The organism is Pseudomonas sp. WS 5011, from assembly GCF_012985775.1.
Lineage (GTDB): Bacteria > Pseudomonadota > Gammaproteobacteria > Pseudomonadales > Pseudomonadaceae > Aquipseudomonas > Aquipseudomonas peli.
This window is the reverse complement of record NZ_JAAQXA010000004.1, coordinates 83473-99886: the sequence shown is the minus strand read 5'-3', so window position 1 is coordinate 99886 and position 16414 is coordinate 83473. Positions and strand designations below refer to the sequence as shown.

18 protein-coding genes are annotated in these 16414 nt (G+C 62.6%); 1 reads left to right on the top strand and 17 read right to left on the bottom strand.

The annotated features are described in order from the left end of the window. Window positions 1-63 precede the first annotated feature (63 nt). On the top strand, window positions 64-705 hold the full coding sequence (locus HBN63_RS06030; protein WP_170048763.1) for a response regulator transcription factor: 642 nt from the start codon (window positions 64-66) through the stop codon (window positions 703-705). Here HBN63_RS06030 and HBN63_RS06025 read toward each other — a convergent pair. From HBN63_RS06025 to cobO, 17 genes are all read right to left on the bottom strand, one after another. Next, window positions 674-2452, bottom strand: coding sequence for a hybrid sensor histidine kinase/response regulator (locus HBN63_RS06025; protein ID WP_167144800.1), 1779 nt, complete (start codon window positions 2450-2452; stop codon window positions 674-676). The two genes, HBN63_RS06030 and HBN63_RS06025, sit on opposite strands and share 32 nt — an antisense overlap. A gap of 3 nt (window positions 2453-2455) precedes the next feature. Then, complete coding sequence (locus HBN63_RS06020) at window positions 2456-3526, bottom strand: lipase secretion chaperone (protein ID WP_170048762.1); 1071 nt, start codon at window positions 3524-3526, stop codon at window positions 2456-2458. 48 nt (window positions 3527-3574) lie between these two features. After that, window positions 3575-4501: a triacylglycerol lipase gene (locus HBN63_RS06015; RefSeq protein WP_090253124.1), complete on the bottom strand. Its 927-nt coding sequence runs from the start codon at window positions 4499-4501 to the stop codon at window positions 3575-3577. Between the two features lie 124 nt (window positions 4502-4625). Continuing rightward, the gene (locus HBN63_RS06010) at window positions 4626-5177 is read right to left on the bottom strand and encodes a redoxin domain-containing protein (protein WP_170048761.1); all 552 of its coding nucleotides are present in this window, start codon (window positions 5175-5177) and stop codon (window positions 4626-4628) included. A gap of 40 nt (window positions 5178-5217) precedes the next feature. After that, complete coding sequence (locus HBN63_RS21850) at window positions 5218-5343, bottom strand: hypothetical protein (protein ID WP_256665152.1); 126 nt, start codon at window positions 5341-5343, stop codon at window positions 5218-5220. After that, the gene (locus HBN63_RS06005) at window positions 5340-6548 is read right to left on the bottom strand and encodes an MFS transporter (protein ID WP_167144802.1); all 1209 of its coding nucleotides are present in this window, start codon (window positions 6546-6548) and stop codon (window positions 5340-5342) included. The genes HBN63_RS21850 and HBN63_RS06005 overlap by 4 nt, the downstream gene beginning before the upstream one ends. A 155-nt stretch (window positions 6549-6703) precedes the next feature. Then, a complete protein-coding gene (locus HBN63_RS06000) occupies window positions 6704-7594 on the bottom strand; it encodes a hypothetical protein (protein ID WP_170048760.1) in 891 nt (296 codons plus the stop codon). 34 nt (window positions 7595-7628) lie between these two features. After that, a complete protein-coding gene (locus HBN63_RS05995) occupies window positions 7629-8354 on the bottom strand; it encodes an adenosylcobinamide-GDP ribazoletransferase (protein WP_170048759.1) in 726 nt (241 codons plus the stop codon). Beyond that, window positions 8351-8926 carry an alpha-ribazole phosphatase family protein gene (gene cobC / locus HBN63_RS05990; RefSeq protein ID WP_170048758.1) on the bottom strand — a complete coding sequence of 192 codons (576 nt, stop codon included), beginning with the start codon at window positions 8924-8926 and terminating at the stop codon, window positions 8351-8353. Before cobC ends, HBN63_RS05995 begins: the two co-directional genes overlap by 4 nt. Continuing rightward, a complete protein-coding gene (gene cobT, locus HBN63_RS05985; protein ID WP_090253108.1) occupies window positions 8923-9978 on the bottom strand; it encodes a nicotinate-nucleotide--dimethylbenzimidazole phosphoribosyltransferase in 1056 nt (351 codons plus the stop codon). Before cobT ends, cobC begins: the two co-directional genes overlap by 4 nt. Further along, a complete protein-coding gene (cobU, locus tag HBN63_RS05980) occupies window positions 9975-10496 on the bottom strand; it encodes a bifunctional adenosylcobinamide kinase/adenosylcobinamide-phosphate guanylyltransferase (RefSeq protein ID WP_170048757.1) in 522 nt (173 codons plus the stop codon). The genes cobT and cobU overlap by 4 nt, the downstream gene beginning before the upstream one ends. After that, the gene (locus tag HBN63_RS05975; protein ID WP_170048756.1) at window positions 10489-11946 is read right to left on the bottom strand and encodes a cobyric acid synthase; all 1458 of its coding nucleotides are present in this window, start codon (window positions 11944-11946) and stop codon (window positions 10489-10491) included. Before HBN63_RS05975 ends, cobU begins: the two co-directional genes overlap by 8 nt. After that, complete coding sequence (gene cobD, locus HBN63_RS05970; protein ID WP_170048755.1) at window positions 11943-12935, bottom strand: threonine-phosphate decarboxylase CobD; 993 nt, start codon at window positions 12933-12935, stop codon at window positions 11943-11945. The genes HBN63_RS05975 and cobD overlap by 4 nt, the downstream gene beginning before the upstream one ends. Then, complete coding sequence (gene cbiB / locus HBN63_RS05965; RefSeq protein ID WP_170048754.1) at window positions 12928-13836, bottom strand: adenosylcobinamide-phosphate synthase CbiB; 909 nt, start codon at window positions 13834-13836, stop codon at window positions 12928-12930. Before cbiB ends, cobD begins: the two co-directional genes overlap by 8 nt. Beyond that, window positions 13833-14480 carry a 5,6-dimethylbenzimidazole synthase gene (bluB, locus tag HBN63_RS05960; RefSeq protein WP_160087384.1) on the bottom strand — a complete coding sequence of 216 codons (648 nt, stop codon included), beginning with the start codon at window positions 14478-14480 and terminating at the stop codon, window positions 13833-13835. Before bluB ends, cbiB begins: the two co-directional genes overlap by 4 nt. Continuing rightward, window positions 14477-15784, bottom strand: coding sequence for a cobyrinate a,c-diamide synthase (locus HBN63_RS05955; protein ID WP_170048753.1), 1308 nt, complete (start codon window positions 15782-15784; stop codon window positions 14477-14479). Before HBN63_RS05955 ends, bluB begins: the two co-directional genes overlap by 4 nt. Next, window positions 15781-16392, bottom strand: coding sequence for a cob(I)yrinic acid a,c-diamide adenosyltransferase (cobO, locus tag HBN63_RS05950; RefSeq protein ID WP_090253090.1), 612 nt, complete (start codon window positions 16390-16392; stop codon window positions 15781-15783). The genes HBN63_RS05955 and cobO overlap by 4 nt, the downstream gene beginning before the upstream one ends. Between the last annotated feature and the right edge of the window lie 22 nt (window positions 16393-16414).

Below are 16414 nucleotides of genomic sequence, written 5' to 3'. Positions count from 1 at the left end.
GTCTGGAACCGTTCTAACGTCGCGTAGCGACTGCCCGCGGGTGGCCGCCATGGATGGCAGGCCATGAAGCCGCCTGAGACAGCCCTGATGACCACACTCTGCACTGCCCTGCCCGAACAGCTCAGCCTGCTCCTGGTGGACGACCACCGTATTTTTCTTGATGGCCTCAGCCTGGCCCTCGGCCCACTCTGCGCCGACCTGCACATTCGCACCGCCGAATCCGCTGCCGCCGCCGAAGCCTGCCTGCAACACACCACCTTCGACCTGATTCTGCTTGACCTGCGCTTGCCCGACCTGCCGGGCCTGGAGTTGCTGCAGCGTTGGCAACAACAAGGCCGCATGACCCCGGTGGCAATCCTCAGCGCCAGCGATTCGAACCTGGATGCTCAAGCAGCCTTAGCCGCCGGTGCGCTGGGCTTTATTCCGAAAAGTGCCAATAGCGATGAACTGCGTCAGGCAGTAACCCGCGTACTGCTGGGTGAAACCCTGCCCGCACCGCAAACGGGCGACAAACCGCAGCTCACACCCCGGCAGATGGAAATCCTCCAGCTACTCGCCGAAGGCTTGCCAAATAAGTCGATCAGCCGTCAGTTGGGGGTCTCCGAGGACACGGTGAAAACCCACCTGAAATCACTGTTCCAGGAGTTTTCTGTGCACACCCGAACAGCCTGTGTCAGTGCGGCGCGGCAACGGGGCTGGCTCTGAGCTCTGCGGGCAACAGCACTGCCAGCGCTTGGCGCAAACGGGCTGGCAACAGCGGCTTACCGAGCAAAGTGACATGGGCACGGGTGCAGCGCTCTTGCAGGTCAGCGCTGACATCGGCAGTAATCAGCAACGCTGGGAGCATGCGTCCGGCTTCTTCACGTAACCGCTCGATCACGCGCAAGCCGTCCTCGGTAGCGGCCAGGCGGTAGTCGCTAATCAGCACCTGCGGCTGCGCCTCACGCAAACACTGCATGGCCTCTGCGGGGTTGGCGCAGGCCCAGACATCACAGCCCCAGCGCTGCAACAAACCGGACAGGGCTTCACGCCCTGCGGCGTCGTCTTCCAGTAATAACACCCGCCCGCTCAATGCTGCGGCAACGGCTGCAGGTGGCTGCCACTCACCGGCTTCAGCTTGCGACAGTTGCAGGATAAAACGCGCTCCGCCGCCAGGGCTTGAATCCAGCCGCAGCGGATGCCCTAGCAACTGCGCCAGTTGCTGAACGATGGCCAGACCCAGACCCAGGCCACGTTCGGCATTACGCCCAGGGTTATCCAGCTGGCGGAACTCTTCAAAGACCTGACTCTGTTCTTCTTCACTCAGGCCCTGGCCGTCGTCACCGACCTCCAGCTGCACTACGCCCTGCTCGACACGGACATGCAGCCAGACTTGCCGCGCCTGGGCATGCCGCAAGGCGTTGCTCAGCAAATTGCGTAGCACGCGCTCGAGCAGCAGCGGATCACTGCGCACCCAGAGCTCCGCGCATTGCAGCTGCAGCTCGACACCCTGAGCATCGGCCTCGGCGCGGCTTTCACCACTCAGGCGCACCAGCAAGGGACGCAAGGCAAACACCTCCGGTTTGGCCTGCACGCCGCCGGGCAAGGTCAGACGGGTGTAATCAAACAGCGACTGCAGCAGTCGACTGAGCTGCTCCACAGCAATCGCCAGGCGGCTGCTGATGCGGTGTACGTTGGGATCCTGATTTTGTTCCAGCAAGTGCTGGGCATACAGGCCCATCGCGTTGAGGGGCTGGCGCAGGTCATGGCTGGCCGCTGCCAGCAGGCGCAGCTTACGCGCGTCGTCCGCTTCCGCACGCTGCCTCGCCAGATCGAGCAATCGCAGATTAAGCCAAGCACCGCGCTGGCCATGCTCTTGCAGGTACGCGCCGACACTGCCGATCAGGTTGGCGCAAAACAGAAACAACCCCTGGTAACCCAATGCCACGCTTCCACCCGTGACAACCCACCCCAGCCACAGGAACAACCCGCAGACGCCCCAGGACGCCAGGCTCACCGCACGAAACGAAACCCCCAACAGCACATAGCCAAACAGCAGCACCAGAAACAGCCCGTCATAGGGCATGGCCACACCCTGGCTCCAACACAGGTGAATAATCACCGCAACCGAAGCGCCATTGAGTGCATAGGCCGCCACATAGGCCAACAAGGCGCTTTGCGGTGGCGTATGCGGGCGGCGACAGTAGAAGAAGGCCAACAGCGCACCGCACATCCCCAACAGCCGCATGGGCAGAGTTGCCAGGCTGGCGTTGAGGGGCAGTAACACCAGGTCAAGGGCGGTGTAGACCAGTTGGAAGATGACTGCCGTACTGATGATCAGCAGCAGGCGGCGGCGAATACGCAGCACCCGATGGTCGAGAAACTCATCCTCCAGAACACCAGTAAAGCGCAGCCGCCGGTAACCACGCCGCTGCTGGGCCAACAGCAGCGACTCCTGACGCTCCAGGCTCATGCCTTACAACTCGGGGGATTGATTTTCCTGCTGCTTGGCGGCGATGGCGTCATAGGTTTCCACCCGGTGCTGATCTTCGGCGCTGAACAGGCGCTGACGTAACCGTTGCTGCTCCTGCTGCTGATCCGTAGCACTGAGGCCATTGGCCTGCAATGCGGCAAGTTCCTGCTGGTAGGTGGCATAACGCTGTTGCCAGGCGCGCTCATTGCGCTGTTCGTCGAGTACACGCTCGACCGTGGGCGGATCATAGGTCAAGGCAAGCAGCTGGCGCACCTGCTCTTCACTGGCGCCGTCTTGCCAGAGCTTGTCGGTCTGAACTTGTAGTGCTTGCGCCTGCGCCTGGCGCTCCTCACTGGCGCGCATGGCCTCGGGTAGCTGCGCACGCAGACGCTCTTGCGCCTGAGCCTTGGCGTGCTCACTGAGATCAGTACGGGCCATCAAGGCCAGATTATCCAGGGTGTAGCGGCCATAAGCCTCTTCCGCACCAAACAGGGCCTCGGCAGCGGCACTGGAAAAATGCGCCCGGCGTAACTCGGCAAGCTGTTCAAAAGCCCGCTGCAACGCAACAAGTTGGCCATCTGGGGTGCTTTGCTGGGCCGTGCTCAAGGGCTGTTGCAGTAACGCCAGGCTGGCGCGTTTGTAATCCATGTAGTCGCCGAGCAGGCCAATAAACTGGCCGAGGGCAGGCTCCGGCAAACGCCCTCGGGCGTCGGCCAGCATTGCTTCGACCACCGTTTCTAACCCAGCCTGATCCGCGGCGCTAAGGAAGTAATCCAGATAATCGCGCAGCGCCAGGTTCAGCCGCAGATTGCCGGCGCTGTCCGCCTTGAGTTCACCATCCACCTCCGTGTCCTGCAAACCCGGCAGGCTGGTCGGCGCACGAGGGACTGAGCGCTCTGATTCAGCGAGGGGTAACTGAGAGGGGGTGACAACAGCTACAGGCGCCGAAGCAGTGACCGGCATGGCCGTCGCACCGGGTGAGGCAGCATCTGGCCACTGCCAATACAGCGTAAAGCCGGCAACGCTGCCGGCCAGGAGTAAAAGAGGAACCGTTGAACGTAACGACAGGGCCATATGACCTCCAGAATGCGGGCTGCAGGACGCAGCCCGCTGAGGTGATGGTCAGACGCCTTTGCTTTTCAGGCGGTTGGCATGTTGGCGGTACAGCGAAACTGGATCGGTCCAGCCACGTACGCCGAACAGGTGATTGATCGCATCCACATGGTTCATGTTGTAACCATCACCAATGACCTGCCCCAGGTAAGTTGAACAGACGCCAACCAGGCCGTCGTTCTTCTCGCTGCCAAACGCCAGGCCGGTGATGGCCAGAAACGGATCAACCGCATCAAAGACGTTGGTGTACGGGGTATTACCGGTCCATGAGTAGTAACGAATGTTGTGCCCGCGCACGTTGTGCACTTCGGTGGACTTGGCGCAGTAGCTGCTGCTGTTCACGCCCCATGGGTGACGGCCATTGAGTGCCGTGGTGCCTGCGGTGGTGAGCGTCTTCAGGGCCGCCAAGCCGTTCTGCGGGTTGTTGTTACCCGACAGCAGGTTGATCAACGAACCGATGGCGTTGGCCAGGCCATTGGCCCCGCCTTCGATGGCGCTGTTCGCCGGGATCACACCGCGCAGCACGTCGGCCACTTTCGAGCCTTTGTTAACGCCATTGACCGAGGTCACCGACGCCACCAGATCCGGACGTAACGAAGCGGCCACGCGCGAGGTTGGCGACCCCTGGCTATGACCAATCAGGTTGACTTTGCCGCCATTGGCGCTGGCCCACGGCACAATCTGCTGCGCCAGAGAGGCGCCACGTTGCTCACTGTCATTGAGCGCAGAAACACTGGCCACATAGACCTTGGCGCCATCGCGTTCAAGGTTCCAGGGGATGGTGTGGAAGTAGTTGATCAGACCGCCGATGGTGTCAAAGCCGGTCACCCCGTGCACCAGCACGATTGGGTATTTGGTCTTGGTGTAGTTGGCCTGAGCCTCAACCGCGCCGACCAGGGCGCATACAGCTAGAGCAGAAGTAATAACGCGACGCATGGGTGCCTCCTTATTTTTCTTGTTGGCACGCCGGGAGAACTGCGTCCGGCGTACTCACAACTTTAAGGAGGTGCTGCGGTGTGGACTATCGCCCAGATGGGTGAGGCACTCACCCATCTGAGTATCAGCGCTGCGAAGCCATGGCCTGCTCGACCGCGGCCAGAAATGCCGGATCATCCGGCGTGGTGCTGCTGGGGAAGCTGGCGATCACCTTGCCCTTAGCATCGATCACATACTTGGAAAAATTCCAGCGTGGTGCCTGGCTTTGTGCGGCCAACTCTTTGAACAGCGGCAGCGCCTCACTGCCCGTCACACGTTGAGTTTCACTCATGGGGAAGGTTACGCCGTAATTGACGTAACAGACCTTCGCCGTTTCTTCGCTGCTGTCGGATTCCTGACGAAAATCATCAGAAGGCACGCCAAATACCTGTAAGCCTTGGGCTTTGTAGCGTTGATACAGCGCTTCAAGGCCTTTGAACTGCGGCGTAAACCCGCAGAAGCTGGCGGTATTGACCACCACCAGCGGTTTACCGGCAAACTGGGCACACAGATCTATACGTTCCTCGCTGCGCAACTTCTGTACTTCGCCTTGCAGTAACACCGGGCACTCATCAGCCTGCGCAGGGATAACCCAAGTACTCAGCAAAGCGACAACCAGCAGGGTAAAACGCCACATCCGAATCACTTTGAACCCCTTTCACGACGCCGTAATTGCTTTAACACACACCCAAACCCAGCTGCAGAAAAGCCAGGCCACTTTGTAACCAACCCCACCAGGCTAGGCCCAAAGCCAACATGCCGCCCATCACCAGCGCGGTATTCCAACCGTAATCGGTGTTCATGCATTCGCCTCCTGTTGTTGCAAGCGCGCCACGGGCAACTCACGTACTGGCCAGTTGAGTGCGGCGGCCAGCAAACTCAGCAGCACGGCAATCTGCCAAACCAGATCATAACTGCCGGTGTGGTCATACAGATAGCCGCCCATCCAACCGCCGAGAAACGCCCCCAGCTGGTGGAACAGAAACACAATACCACCGAGCATCGACAGGTTGCGTACACCAAACATCGTCGCCACCGTGCCATTGGTCAACGGCACCGTCGACAACCACAGCAAGCCCATGGCCACACCAAAGGCGTAGGCACTCCACACCGTCAGCGGCGTCACAATAAACGCCACTATCACCACCGCACGGGCCAGATACAGCGCACTGAGCAGGCGCGGCTTGGACATCCGTCCGCCCAGCCAACCAGCAATGTAAGTGCCAAAGATATTGAACAAACCGACCAGCGCCAGCACTGTGGTGCCGACCAGCGCGGGCAGATGCTGATCGACCAGATAAGCCGGCAAATGCACGCCGATAAACACCACCTGAAAACCGCAGACGAAAAAGCCCAGCGCCAACAGCCAGAAGCCGGAATGGCTGCAGGCCTCGCGCAAGGCCTCGCCCAGGGTTTGCTCTTGGCCGGTGAGCGGCAGTGGCGTGTCCTTGAGCATGGCTGCCAGCGGTATGATCAGGGCCACCAACAGGCCCAGCGCCATCAGCGCTACCGACCAACCGAGCCAGCTAAGCAGGCCCAGGGTGCCAGGAAGCATGACGAACTGACCAAAGGAGCCCGCCGCCGCCGCGATGCCCATGGCCATGCTGCGTTTTTCCATCGGTACGGCGCGCCCCACTGCACCGAGAATCACCGAGAACGAAGTGCCGGACAAACCAATACCGATCAGCAACCCGGCGCTCAGCGACAGGCTTAAAGGTGAGTCGGCCAGGCCCATGCAACCGAGACCAATGGCATACAGAATGCCGCCAACAATCACCGTGCGCTTGGCACCGAAGCGGTCAGCCAGGGCGCCGGTAAAGGGCTGGGTCAAGCCCCATATCAGGTTCTGCAAAGCGATGGCGAAGGCGAACACCTCACGCCCCCAACCGAACTCGGCGCTCATCGGCGGCAGGAACAAGCCAAACCCATGGCGAATACCCAGTGACAGCGCCAGCACCAGCGATGCCCCCAGCATTAACCAGCCACTGGTGCGCCATAACGAAGTCATACGGTGTCCTATGCGGGGCCTGGCCCGCTCTCGATAAATCGGCAAGATGACGCAGGTATATACCCCTACCCGCGCTGGCAACAGCTACAGCTGCTCGGCAATCCGGTGTTACAGATTGCACGCTGAATTGACCATGCCGACAAGCCGACCATCGGCTAATCGAACCGCAGCGGCGCGTCGCTGGCGCGCTGAGCAAAAAACTGCAGCAACGCATCGTGGTAATGGCTGTACACCTCAGGCGGCAGCCAACGCTGGTAAATCGCCAGGGTGCTGGCGGGCGCGGCGGAAACCTCGCGAATCGCCTGATCGAGACGCCGAGCCATCTGCGCGCCCCATGGTGTGCGCGAGCAATAGATGCCCACCGTCACCAGTTCAGCGTTCTCGCGCAGCGGTACGCTGACCAGCGCATCACTGAGACTGAAATGGCGCATTACCTCGGTGTAGATCACGGGGTAATCGAAGACATAATCCAGACGGTGATGGCTGACCATCAGCAGCAAATTCTCGCCGGCCAGGCTACCGCCTAGCTCAGGGATGCGGCCTTCGGCGTGCGCTTTAAGTAGGCGATCACGAATCGGCGCGGGGTAGACGCGACTCTTGGCCAGAGCCCCTCGCAAATAAGGATTAGCGAATAGCCAGTCAAGGCTGACCTGACCGTCTTCAATCAGCAGTTGGTCCAGGGTCTGCCTGCGTACCAGCACATGGATCGGTGTGCTCGCCACATAGGGTACGAAGTAACCCAACTGGTCGCGTTCGGGGCTCTGCAGCTGGCCACTGCTGCACAGCTCACCCTGCTCGCTCATGCGCTGTTCAACCCGAGCCATGGGTAAAACCTCATAACGCATCTGCAACTCGGGTAGACGGGCAGCCAGCAGTTGCATGACCTCGTACAGCACGCCATCAACCACCTCACCGTCACGCACATTGAAGGCGCCGGGTATCGGTACAACGCCCCACACCAGCTCCTCAGCCTGAGTGGCACCCGCACAGGGCACTATCCCAAGCAGTGCCGTCACCAGCGTCGAGTAAAGCAACCTACGCCCCATGTCCATCCCTGCTGTGTCTTGCTGTCCTTACACGCTAGCAGGCCAACGCCACCAACACCGCGCACTCGGCGATTTCCAGCAGAGCTCCGGCGGTATCACCGGTGGTGCCATCCAAACGTTTGAGCATCAAGCTGCGCAGCCAGATAAACACGCCCCCGGCCACCAGCAAGGCGAGCAGCGCCGGCCATCCAAACAGCAACATGGCCAGCACATTGGCAACCAACACCCAAGGCAGTTGTCGGCGCGGCAGATGTTCGGCCAAGGCCTGACCGAGGCCACCGGCGCGCACATAGGGTGTGGTCATAAATAGCAGCGGCAATAGACAACGCGCCAGCCAAGGCACCAGTAGCAACAGCAATCCGGCGCCGCTCTCCAGCAAGGCCACCAGCGCGGCGAACTTGAGCAGCAATAGCAGCACCAGCACCACCACTGCGATCGGTCCGCTGCGAGGGTCTTTCATGATCGCCAGGGTGCGCTGCTTATCGCCAAAACCACCGACCCAGGCATCGGCACTGTCGGCCAGGCCATCCAGGTGCAAGCCGCCGCTGATACCCACCCACAGCGCCAGCAACAACGCCGCCTGCAGCAGCACCGCGCTATCGCCCAGCAAATGTTGCGCGGCGAGCAGTAACAGGCCGATCAGCAGCCCCACCAGCGGATAGAACAACAGCGAGCGACCGACCTGCTCAGGCGTCGGCATGCCGGCCAGGGTCACGGGCAAACGGGTAAGAAACTGCAGGGCAATCCACCAGGGCGTCATGCGCGCTCCCACAGCTCACCTTGTTCATCCAGGCACAGTTGATAGCGCTCGGCATGACCCACAGCAACCTGCAGCAGATCATTGCGCGGCAAGCCACGGGCACGCGCCAGCAGCAGGCGAATCACCCCACCGTGGGTGACCAGCAACAAGCGCTCGCCGGCATACCGGGCCTGCAAGCGTTGCAAGGCACTCAGTATCCGCGCCTCGAAGGCCAGCAAGGTCTCGCCTTCGGGCGGGGTGAAACCATAGGGATCGTTCCAGAAACGGCCCAACTCTTCTGCGTTGGTCTGCATCAGCTCGGCGGTACTGCGCCCTTCCCACGCACCGAAATGCAGCTCCTGCAGATCAGGCTCCAGGCTCAGTGGCACGCCATGCTGCGCGGCCAGCTCTTCGGCAAAGCGCGCGCAGCGCTGCAAGGGCGAGCTGATCAAGCGGTCCCAGCGGCTGCCGTCAGCCACTGCCGTGCGCAGCTGCGCCCAACCGGTTTCGGTCAGGGCATCGTCGAGGCTACCGCGCAGGCCGCCGCCCAGTTCGGTTTCACCGTGACGCAGCAGTTCCAGATAGACCGTCATAGCGGACGCTCGGCTACCGCCGCCTCGGCAAAGGTGGCCATGTCGTTGTGCAGGCTGCAGGCCAGTTGCAGCAGTGGCACCGCCAAAGCCGCGCCACTGCCCTCGCCCAGACGCAGGCCCAGATCAAGCAGCGGCTCGGCCTGCAGCGCCTTGAGCACCCGCTGATGGCCGGGCTCGGCGCCGCTGTGAGCAAACAACAGCCAGTCGCGGCAAGCCGGATTCAGGCGCACCGCCATGAGCGCGGCCACGCTGCAGATAAACCCATCCACCAGTGCAGTGATGCCCCGCTGCGCGCAAGCCAGATAAGCGCCGCTCAGCGCCGCAATCTCAAAGCCGCCGAGGCGCTGCAGGATATCGATGGGGTCGCTGATCGCCGGGCGATGCAAGGCCAGGGCTGCCTCGATGACCTTGGCTTTATGCGCCACACCCGCGCTATCCAGGCCGGTGCCGGGGCCGACCAACTCTTGCGCCGGACACTCCAGCAGCAGGCAGGCCATGGCTGTGGCGGCAGTGGTATTGCCGATGCCCATCTCGCCGCCGATAAACAGCTGGCTGCCAGCTTCACAGGCACGCTGCACGCTGGCTTGGCCGGCAGCCAGGGCCTGCAGTAACTGCGCGGCAGTCATCGCCGGGCCTTGGACGAAATTCTGCGTACCTTCACCGAGATGCAAATGACGCACGCCGCGCAGCGGTTCCAACAGCAGCGCGGTACCCAGGTCGATCACCTCAAGCGTCGCGCCCAATTGTTTGGCCAGTACGCTGATCGCCGCACCTCCATTGACGAAGTTGCGCAGCATCTGCCCGGTGACGGCTTGGGGGAATGCCGAAACCCCTTCAGCGACCACACCATGGTCACCGGCAAAAATGCTGATCCACAGCCGGTCGACCTGCGGCCGCTGGCTGCCTTGCATGGCCGCCAGCTCAATCGCCAGCTGCTCCAGCTGGCCGAGGGAGCCGGCCGGCTTGGTCAGCTGCTGCTGCCGCGCCTCGGCGGTGTTGCGCGCAGGCCTGTCCAACGCCTGACAGCCCTGCTGCCACCATTGCTCACTCACAGCGCCTCTCCTTTGAGAACCATCGGCAGACCCGCCACGGTAAACACCACACGCTCACAGCGTTCGGCCAGGGCCTGGTGCAACCAGCCGGCCTCATCAACATAACGCCGGGTCAGCTTGCCCAGCGGCACCACGCCCAGGCCGGTCTCATTGCTGACCAGCAGAAGCCGCCCCGGCAAGTCGCTGAGGCAATCCAGCAACGCATCGCGCTCGGCGCTCAGGCGCGCCGGATCATCGAGCATTAACAAGTTGGTCAGCCACAGCGTCAGGCAATCGACCAGCAGACACTTGTCGGCACCCGCCTGTTCGCGCAGCACTCGGGCCAGAGCCACAGGCTCTTCCACCAGTCCCCAGTGCGCAGGGCGACGCGCACGGTGCTGCTGAACCCGTACACTCATCTCGCCATCGAGCGGCTGACTGGTGGCGATATAAGTCACGGCCAGGCCGGATTCGGCCGCCAAACGCTCGGCGAGACGACTTTTGCCAGAGCGGGCACCGCCGAGAATCAGTTCATGCATGACCTACTCCACATAACTCGCGCAGCCGGGCTGTATCCAGATGCACCTCGACCAGATCGGCCAGGCGCTCGATATCACGCTCACGCAGGGCGTGGTAATCCACCAACTGCACGTCACGCAGCCCCGCCCAGCGCAGCAAGGCGCTGCACGCCTCCGGGGTTTCAAACAGGCCGTGCAAATAGGTGCCGAGCACCTGGCCATCAGCGCTCAGCGCGCCGTCGCAGCGGCCATCATCGAGGCGCACAGCCGCGTTCAACCCCGGGCCAGAGCTGACCCCAGCATGAATTTCATAACCACTGACCGCGGCATTTTCCAGACACAGCTGGCCGCGTACATTGCGCAGCTGCTTCTCCGGCTCCAGCACCGTGTGGAAATCCAGAAGCCCCAACCCAGGGCTGAAACCTGCCGCGCCTTCCAGCCCATGCGGATCATCAATCTGATGGCCGAGCATCTGCAGCCCGCCGCAGATACCCAGTAACTTGCCGCCATAGCGCAAGTGCCTGGTGATGGCCGCCGGCCAACCCTGCTCACGCAGAAAGGCCAGATCGCTGCGTACGCTTTTCGAGCCGGGCAGGATAATCAGGTCGGCCGCAGGAATGGCCTGGCCCGGGCCGACAAAGGTCAGCTCGACCTGCGGATGCAGGCGCAGCGGATCGAAATCGGTGTGGTTGCTGATGCGGGGCAACACCGGTACCACCACCTTAATCCGCTCGGCCGTCTTGGCGCTCTGGCGCACATCAATGGCATCCTCGGCTTCCAGGTGGAAATCCATCAGATAAGGCAATACGCCCAGTACCGGTTTGCCGGTGCGCTGCTCCAGCCAATCCAGCCCCGGTTGCAGCAAGGCTATATCGCCGCGAAAGCGGTTGATCACAAAACCCTGGACCCGCGACTGTTCGCTCTCGGAAAGCAATGCCAGGGTGCCGACCAGATGGGCAAACACCCCGCCCTTGTCGATATCGGCAATCAGAATCACCGGGCAATCCACCGCCTCGGCAAAACCCATATTGGCGATATCGCCGGCGCGCAGGTTGATCTCCGCTGGCGAACCGGCGCCCTCCACCATCACCACCGGATAAGCGGCGCTCAGACGCTGGTGCGACTGCAGCACCGCCTGCATCGCCACCTTTTTGTAATCGTGGTACGCCACAGCATCCATGCTGCTCAGGGCGCGGCCGTGGATGATCACTTGGGCGCCGGTGTCGCTATTGGGTTTGAGCAGCACCGGGTTCATGTCAGTATGCGGCGCCAGCCCGGCGGCCTGGGCCTGTACTGCCTGGGCGCGACCGATTTCGCCACCATCGGCGGTGACCGCTGAGTTGAGCGCCATATTCTGCGGTTTAAACGGCACCACGCTAACGCCCTGGCGCTTAAGCCAGCGGCACAGTGCGGTGACCAGGGTGCTTTTGCCAGCATCGGAGGTGGTGCCCTGCACCATCAGTGTGCTCATGCCAGCTCTCCAGCGAAGACCGCCAGCGCCTGCTGCAAACGCTGCCAGCCGGCTTCATCCGGTGGCAAACCAAACCGCAGGCTCAGCGGCTTTTCAAACAGGCGGGTAAGGATGCCTTGCAGGGCGAGAAACTCATGCAGCAAGGCAGCCTGCGGTGTGCAACAGAACTGGAACAACGCGCAACCACCTGTGGGGCTGAACCCATGCGCAGCCAACAGCGCCGCCAGGCGTTCACCATCGGCGAGTAACCGCTCACGTTGCGCCTGCTGACCAGCCATGTCCTGCAACAACGCCGTGGCCACCACGCGGCTCGGTCCGCTGATGGCCCAAGGGCCGAGCAATTCGGCCAGTTGCGCCAGCAGCTGCGGTTGCGCCAGGACAAAACCCAGACGAATCCCCGCCAAACCGAAAAACTTGCCAAACGAGCGCAGCACGATCAACCCGGGCAACTCACTGAACGCCGCCAGGCTGAACGCCGACGTGCAATCGATAAAGGCCTCGTCCACCACCAGCCAGCCGCCCCGCTCGGCCAACCGCCGATGCCACTCCAGCAAGCGTGCAGGTTCAATACAGCGGCCGGTGGGGTTATTCGGGTTGACCAGCAACAGCACATCGATGCGCTCCAGCGCCCGCTCGATGGCCCCTTCGCTGAGTTCCAGCAAACGATGCCCTTCGCGCTGCCAGGCCGCCGCATGCTCGGCATAAGCGGGGGAAACAATGCCCACGGTGACGTGCCGCAGCAGACGCGGCAGCGCCTGAATGGCGGCTTGCGAACCAGCCACCGGTAGCAGGTTGGCGACGCCGTAGTAATCGCGCGCCGCGATTTCCAGGCCGTCCTGCTGCTCGGGCAAGCGTGTCCAGGCACTGGCCGGAATGGCGGGCAAGGGCCAGCCATAGGGCGCAATGCCGGTGGACAAATCCAGCCACTCCGCCAGGGCAATGCCATAACGCAGCGAGGCCGCGCGCAGGCGACCACCATGTTCAAGCATAAAACAGCCCCCACAGCAGTAGCAGCGCCAGCCACAGCAGCACGCCGCCGTAGACCAGATTGACTGCCCGTTCGATATCCCGCGCCCGGGGCGGCGGCCCCGCACCCAGGTCAGGCCGCACATGCACCTCACCGTGATATTCCGCCGCACCGCCCAGGCTGACGCCCAAGGCCCCTGCACCCGCTGCCATCACTGGGCCGGCATTCGGGCTGTCCCACAGCGGCGCCTGGGTGCGCCAGCAACGCAGCGCCAACAGGGTTTTACCCAGCAACGCGTAGGTCAAGGCGACCAGCCGCGCAGGCAGGTAATTGAGTGCATCGTCGATCTTCGCCGCAGCCCAGCCGAAGCGTTCAAAGCGCTCATTGCGATAGCCCCACATGGCGTCCAGGGTATTGCTCAGGCGATACAGCACCACGCCCGGTGCGCCAGCCAACACAAACCAGAACAGCGCGGCGAACACCGCGTCGCTGCCGTTTTCCAGCACCGATTCGCTGCCAGCGCGGGCCACACCCGTGGCATCCAGTTGCGCGGTATTGCGGCTGACCATATAGCCAACCCGCTCGCGGGCCAGGCGCAAATCTCCCAGACGCAGCGCCTGCGCCACTGGCATGGCATGCTCACCCAGGCTTTTCAGACCCAGGGCGGCATACAAGGCCATGATCTCCACCGCCCAACCCAGCCCGCTGATCTCACTCAACAGCCAGGCCAGCAGGGTCAGCGGCAACACCGCCAGGCACCAGGCGCTGACGCCATGGCTGCGCCAACCGCCGCCCGCCGGATTGAAGCGTTGCTCGATACGCTCGGCCATACGACCAAAGGCCACCAGCGGGTGCCAGCCCTTGGGTTCGCCAAAAATCGCATCCAGAACGACCCCGGCGCAGGTACTCAGCACCAGGCTCATGGCGTGCCCCACTGATTCTCGAACAGCAACTCGCTGAGCGGCCGAGGCTCAGCCCACCCCTGCTGCACCAGCATCGGCGCCTCATAGAATTCCGTCACCGGCCCCAGGCACAGCACCGCCAACGGTTTGCTGCCGGTCGGCATGTTGAGCACATCCGCCAGGGCCTGGGGCTCGAACAGCGATACCCAGCCCATACCCAAACCTTCAGCGCGGGCAGCCAGCCAGAGGTTCTGAATCGCGCAGGCCAGGGATGCCAGGTCCATCTCCGGCAAGGTGCGGCGGCCAAACACATGAGCCTCACGCCCATCCATCAGGGCCACCACCAACAGTTCGGCGCAGTCGCGAATACCCTCGACTTTCAGCCGCATAAACTCGTCGCTGCGCTCGCCCAACGCCTCGGCGGTGCGCGTGCGTTCCTCCTCTACCAGGCCGTGGATCGCTTCGCGCAAAGCCGGACGGGTGATGCGAATAAATCGCCAGGGCTGCATCAAGCCCACGCTGGGCGCCTGATGTGCGGCTTCGAGCAAGCGCGCGAGCAACTCGGGAGCCACCTCGCCACCGCTGAAATGGCGCATATCGCGGCGCTCAGCGATGGCGCGGTATACCGCCGCACGCTCTTCGGGACTGAAAGCCTGCTCGCTCATGCCGGCGCACCGGGACAAAACAGCGCGGCAGCGGCAACCGGGTCGGACGGCAGATAGAAGTGAATATAGGAGGCGGTCATCCGCCCCTGGCGATAGACCGCCTCACTGGTGCGCTTGTAGTTCGGGCACTCACCACGGGTCAGCGGTTGCAGTTCGCTGCTGAGCGCGGAGTAGTGAAAACTGTGGCCGCGCAGCAGCCCTTCTGGCAGCTCAGCCTGTTGCAGGGCCATGGCGGTCATGCGTGGTTGCAGGGTCGCCTCGCCGTTTAACAAACCGAGCATCTGCCCGCTGGCGCCCTGCTTGTCGGTCAGTTTGTCGAGCAGGTAAAGCATGCCACCGCACTCGGCGTGGATCGGTTTGCCTGCCTCATGGTGAGCGCGGATTGCCTCGGCCATGGCCTGGTTAGCTTCAAGCGTGGACAGGTGCAACTCCGGGTAACCGCCGGGCAGGTACAGGCTGTCGATATCCGGTAACTGTTCATCTGTAAGCGGCGAAAAGAACGCTATTTCAGCGCCCAGCTCGCGCAGCAAATCGAGGTTGGCCTGATAGAGAAAGGCAAAAGCGCTGTCGCGCGCTACGCCAATGCGTACGCCCTTAAGCAACGGCGCGGGCCTGGCCTGTTCGGGCGCGGCGAAGCTGACTGGCGGCGGCAGACTGGTATCGGCACTGGCAGCCAAGGCATCGGCGGCGGCATCCAGACGGGCATCCAGGTCGAGCAGTTCGCCCGCCTGAACCAGGCCGAGATGGCGGCTCGGTAAACCGACCTCGGCGCTGCGCGGTAGCGCGCCGTACCAGCGAATCGAGGCTGGCAGCGCATCACGCAGAATCTCGCCATGCCGCGCACTGCCAACCCGATTACCGAGCACGCCAGAAAACGGCAAATCCGCCTGGAAGGTCGCCAGTCCATGGGCCATAGCGCCAAAGGTCTGCGCCATGGCCGAACCGTCGATCACCGCCAGCACCGGCACACCAAAGTGCCGGGCCAAATCGGCTGCCGAAGGCGTGCCATCGAACAGGCCCATCACCCCTTCAATCAGAATCAGGTCAGCCTCACCCGCCGCCTCCCAGAGCAGACGACGACTCTCGGCTTCACCGACCATCCACAGGTCGAGCTGATACACCGGCGCGCCGCTGGCGCGAGCAAGAATCATCGGGTCAAGAAAGTCCGGGCCGCACTTGAACACCCGCACGCGCTTGCCCTGGCGTGCATGCAAGCGCGCCAAGGCTGCGGTGACCGTGGTTTTACCCTGACCGGAGGCCGGTGCAGCGATCAATAACGCGGGGCAAGAGTGGGCGCTGTTCAAAACTCCACGCCCTTCTGCGCCTTAACCCCGGCCTTGAACGCATGCTTGACCAGGCTCATCTCGGTCACGGTATCCGCTGCCTCGATCATCCCCGGCAACGCGCCACGACCGGTTACCACCACATGCTGTAGCAGCGGCCGCGCTTCGATGTCGGCGAGCACCGCGTCGAGTTCCAGATAACCGTACTTCAGTGCGATATTCAGCTCGTCGAGCACCACCAGACCGATGGCCGGGTCATTCAGCAGCTGCGCCGCCACCGTCCAGGCTTCGCGCGCCTTGTCGATATCACGCTGGCGATCCTGGGTCTCCCAGGTAAAGCCTTCGCCCATCACGTGGTAGCTGACTTCATCGGGAAAACGGCGAAAGAAGGCTTCTTCGCCTGTGCTGGCTGCACCCTTGATAAATTGCACCACGCCCACTTTGAGGCCGTGGCCCAGGGCGCGGGCAACCATGCCGAAGGCGCTGCTGCTCTTGCCCTTGCCATTACCGCTGTGCACCAGCAGCAGGCCGTACTCATCCTGGGCCTGGGCAATCTTTTCATCGATAAGGGCTTTCTTGCGGGCCATGCGCGCCTTGTGCCGGGCGTCACGTTCAATCGATTCAGTCATCGCATGCTCCACCGCCACAGGG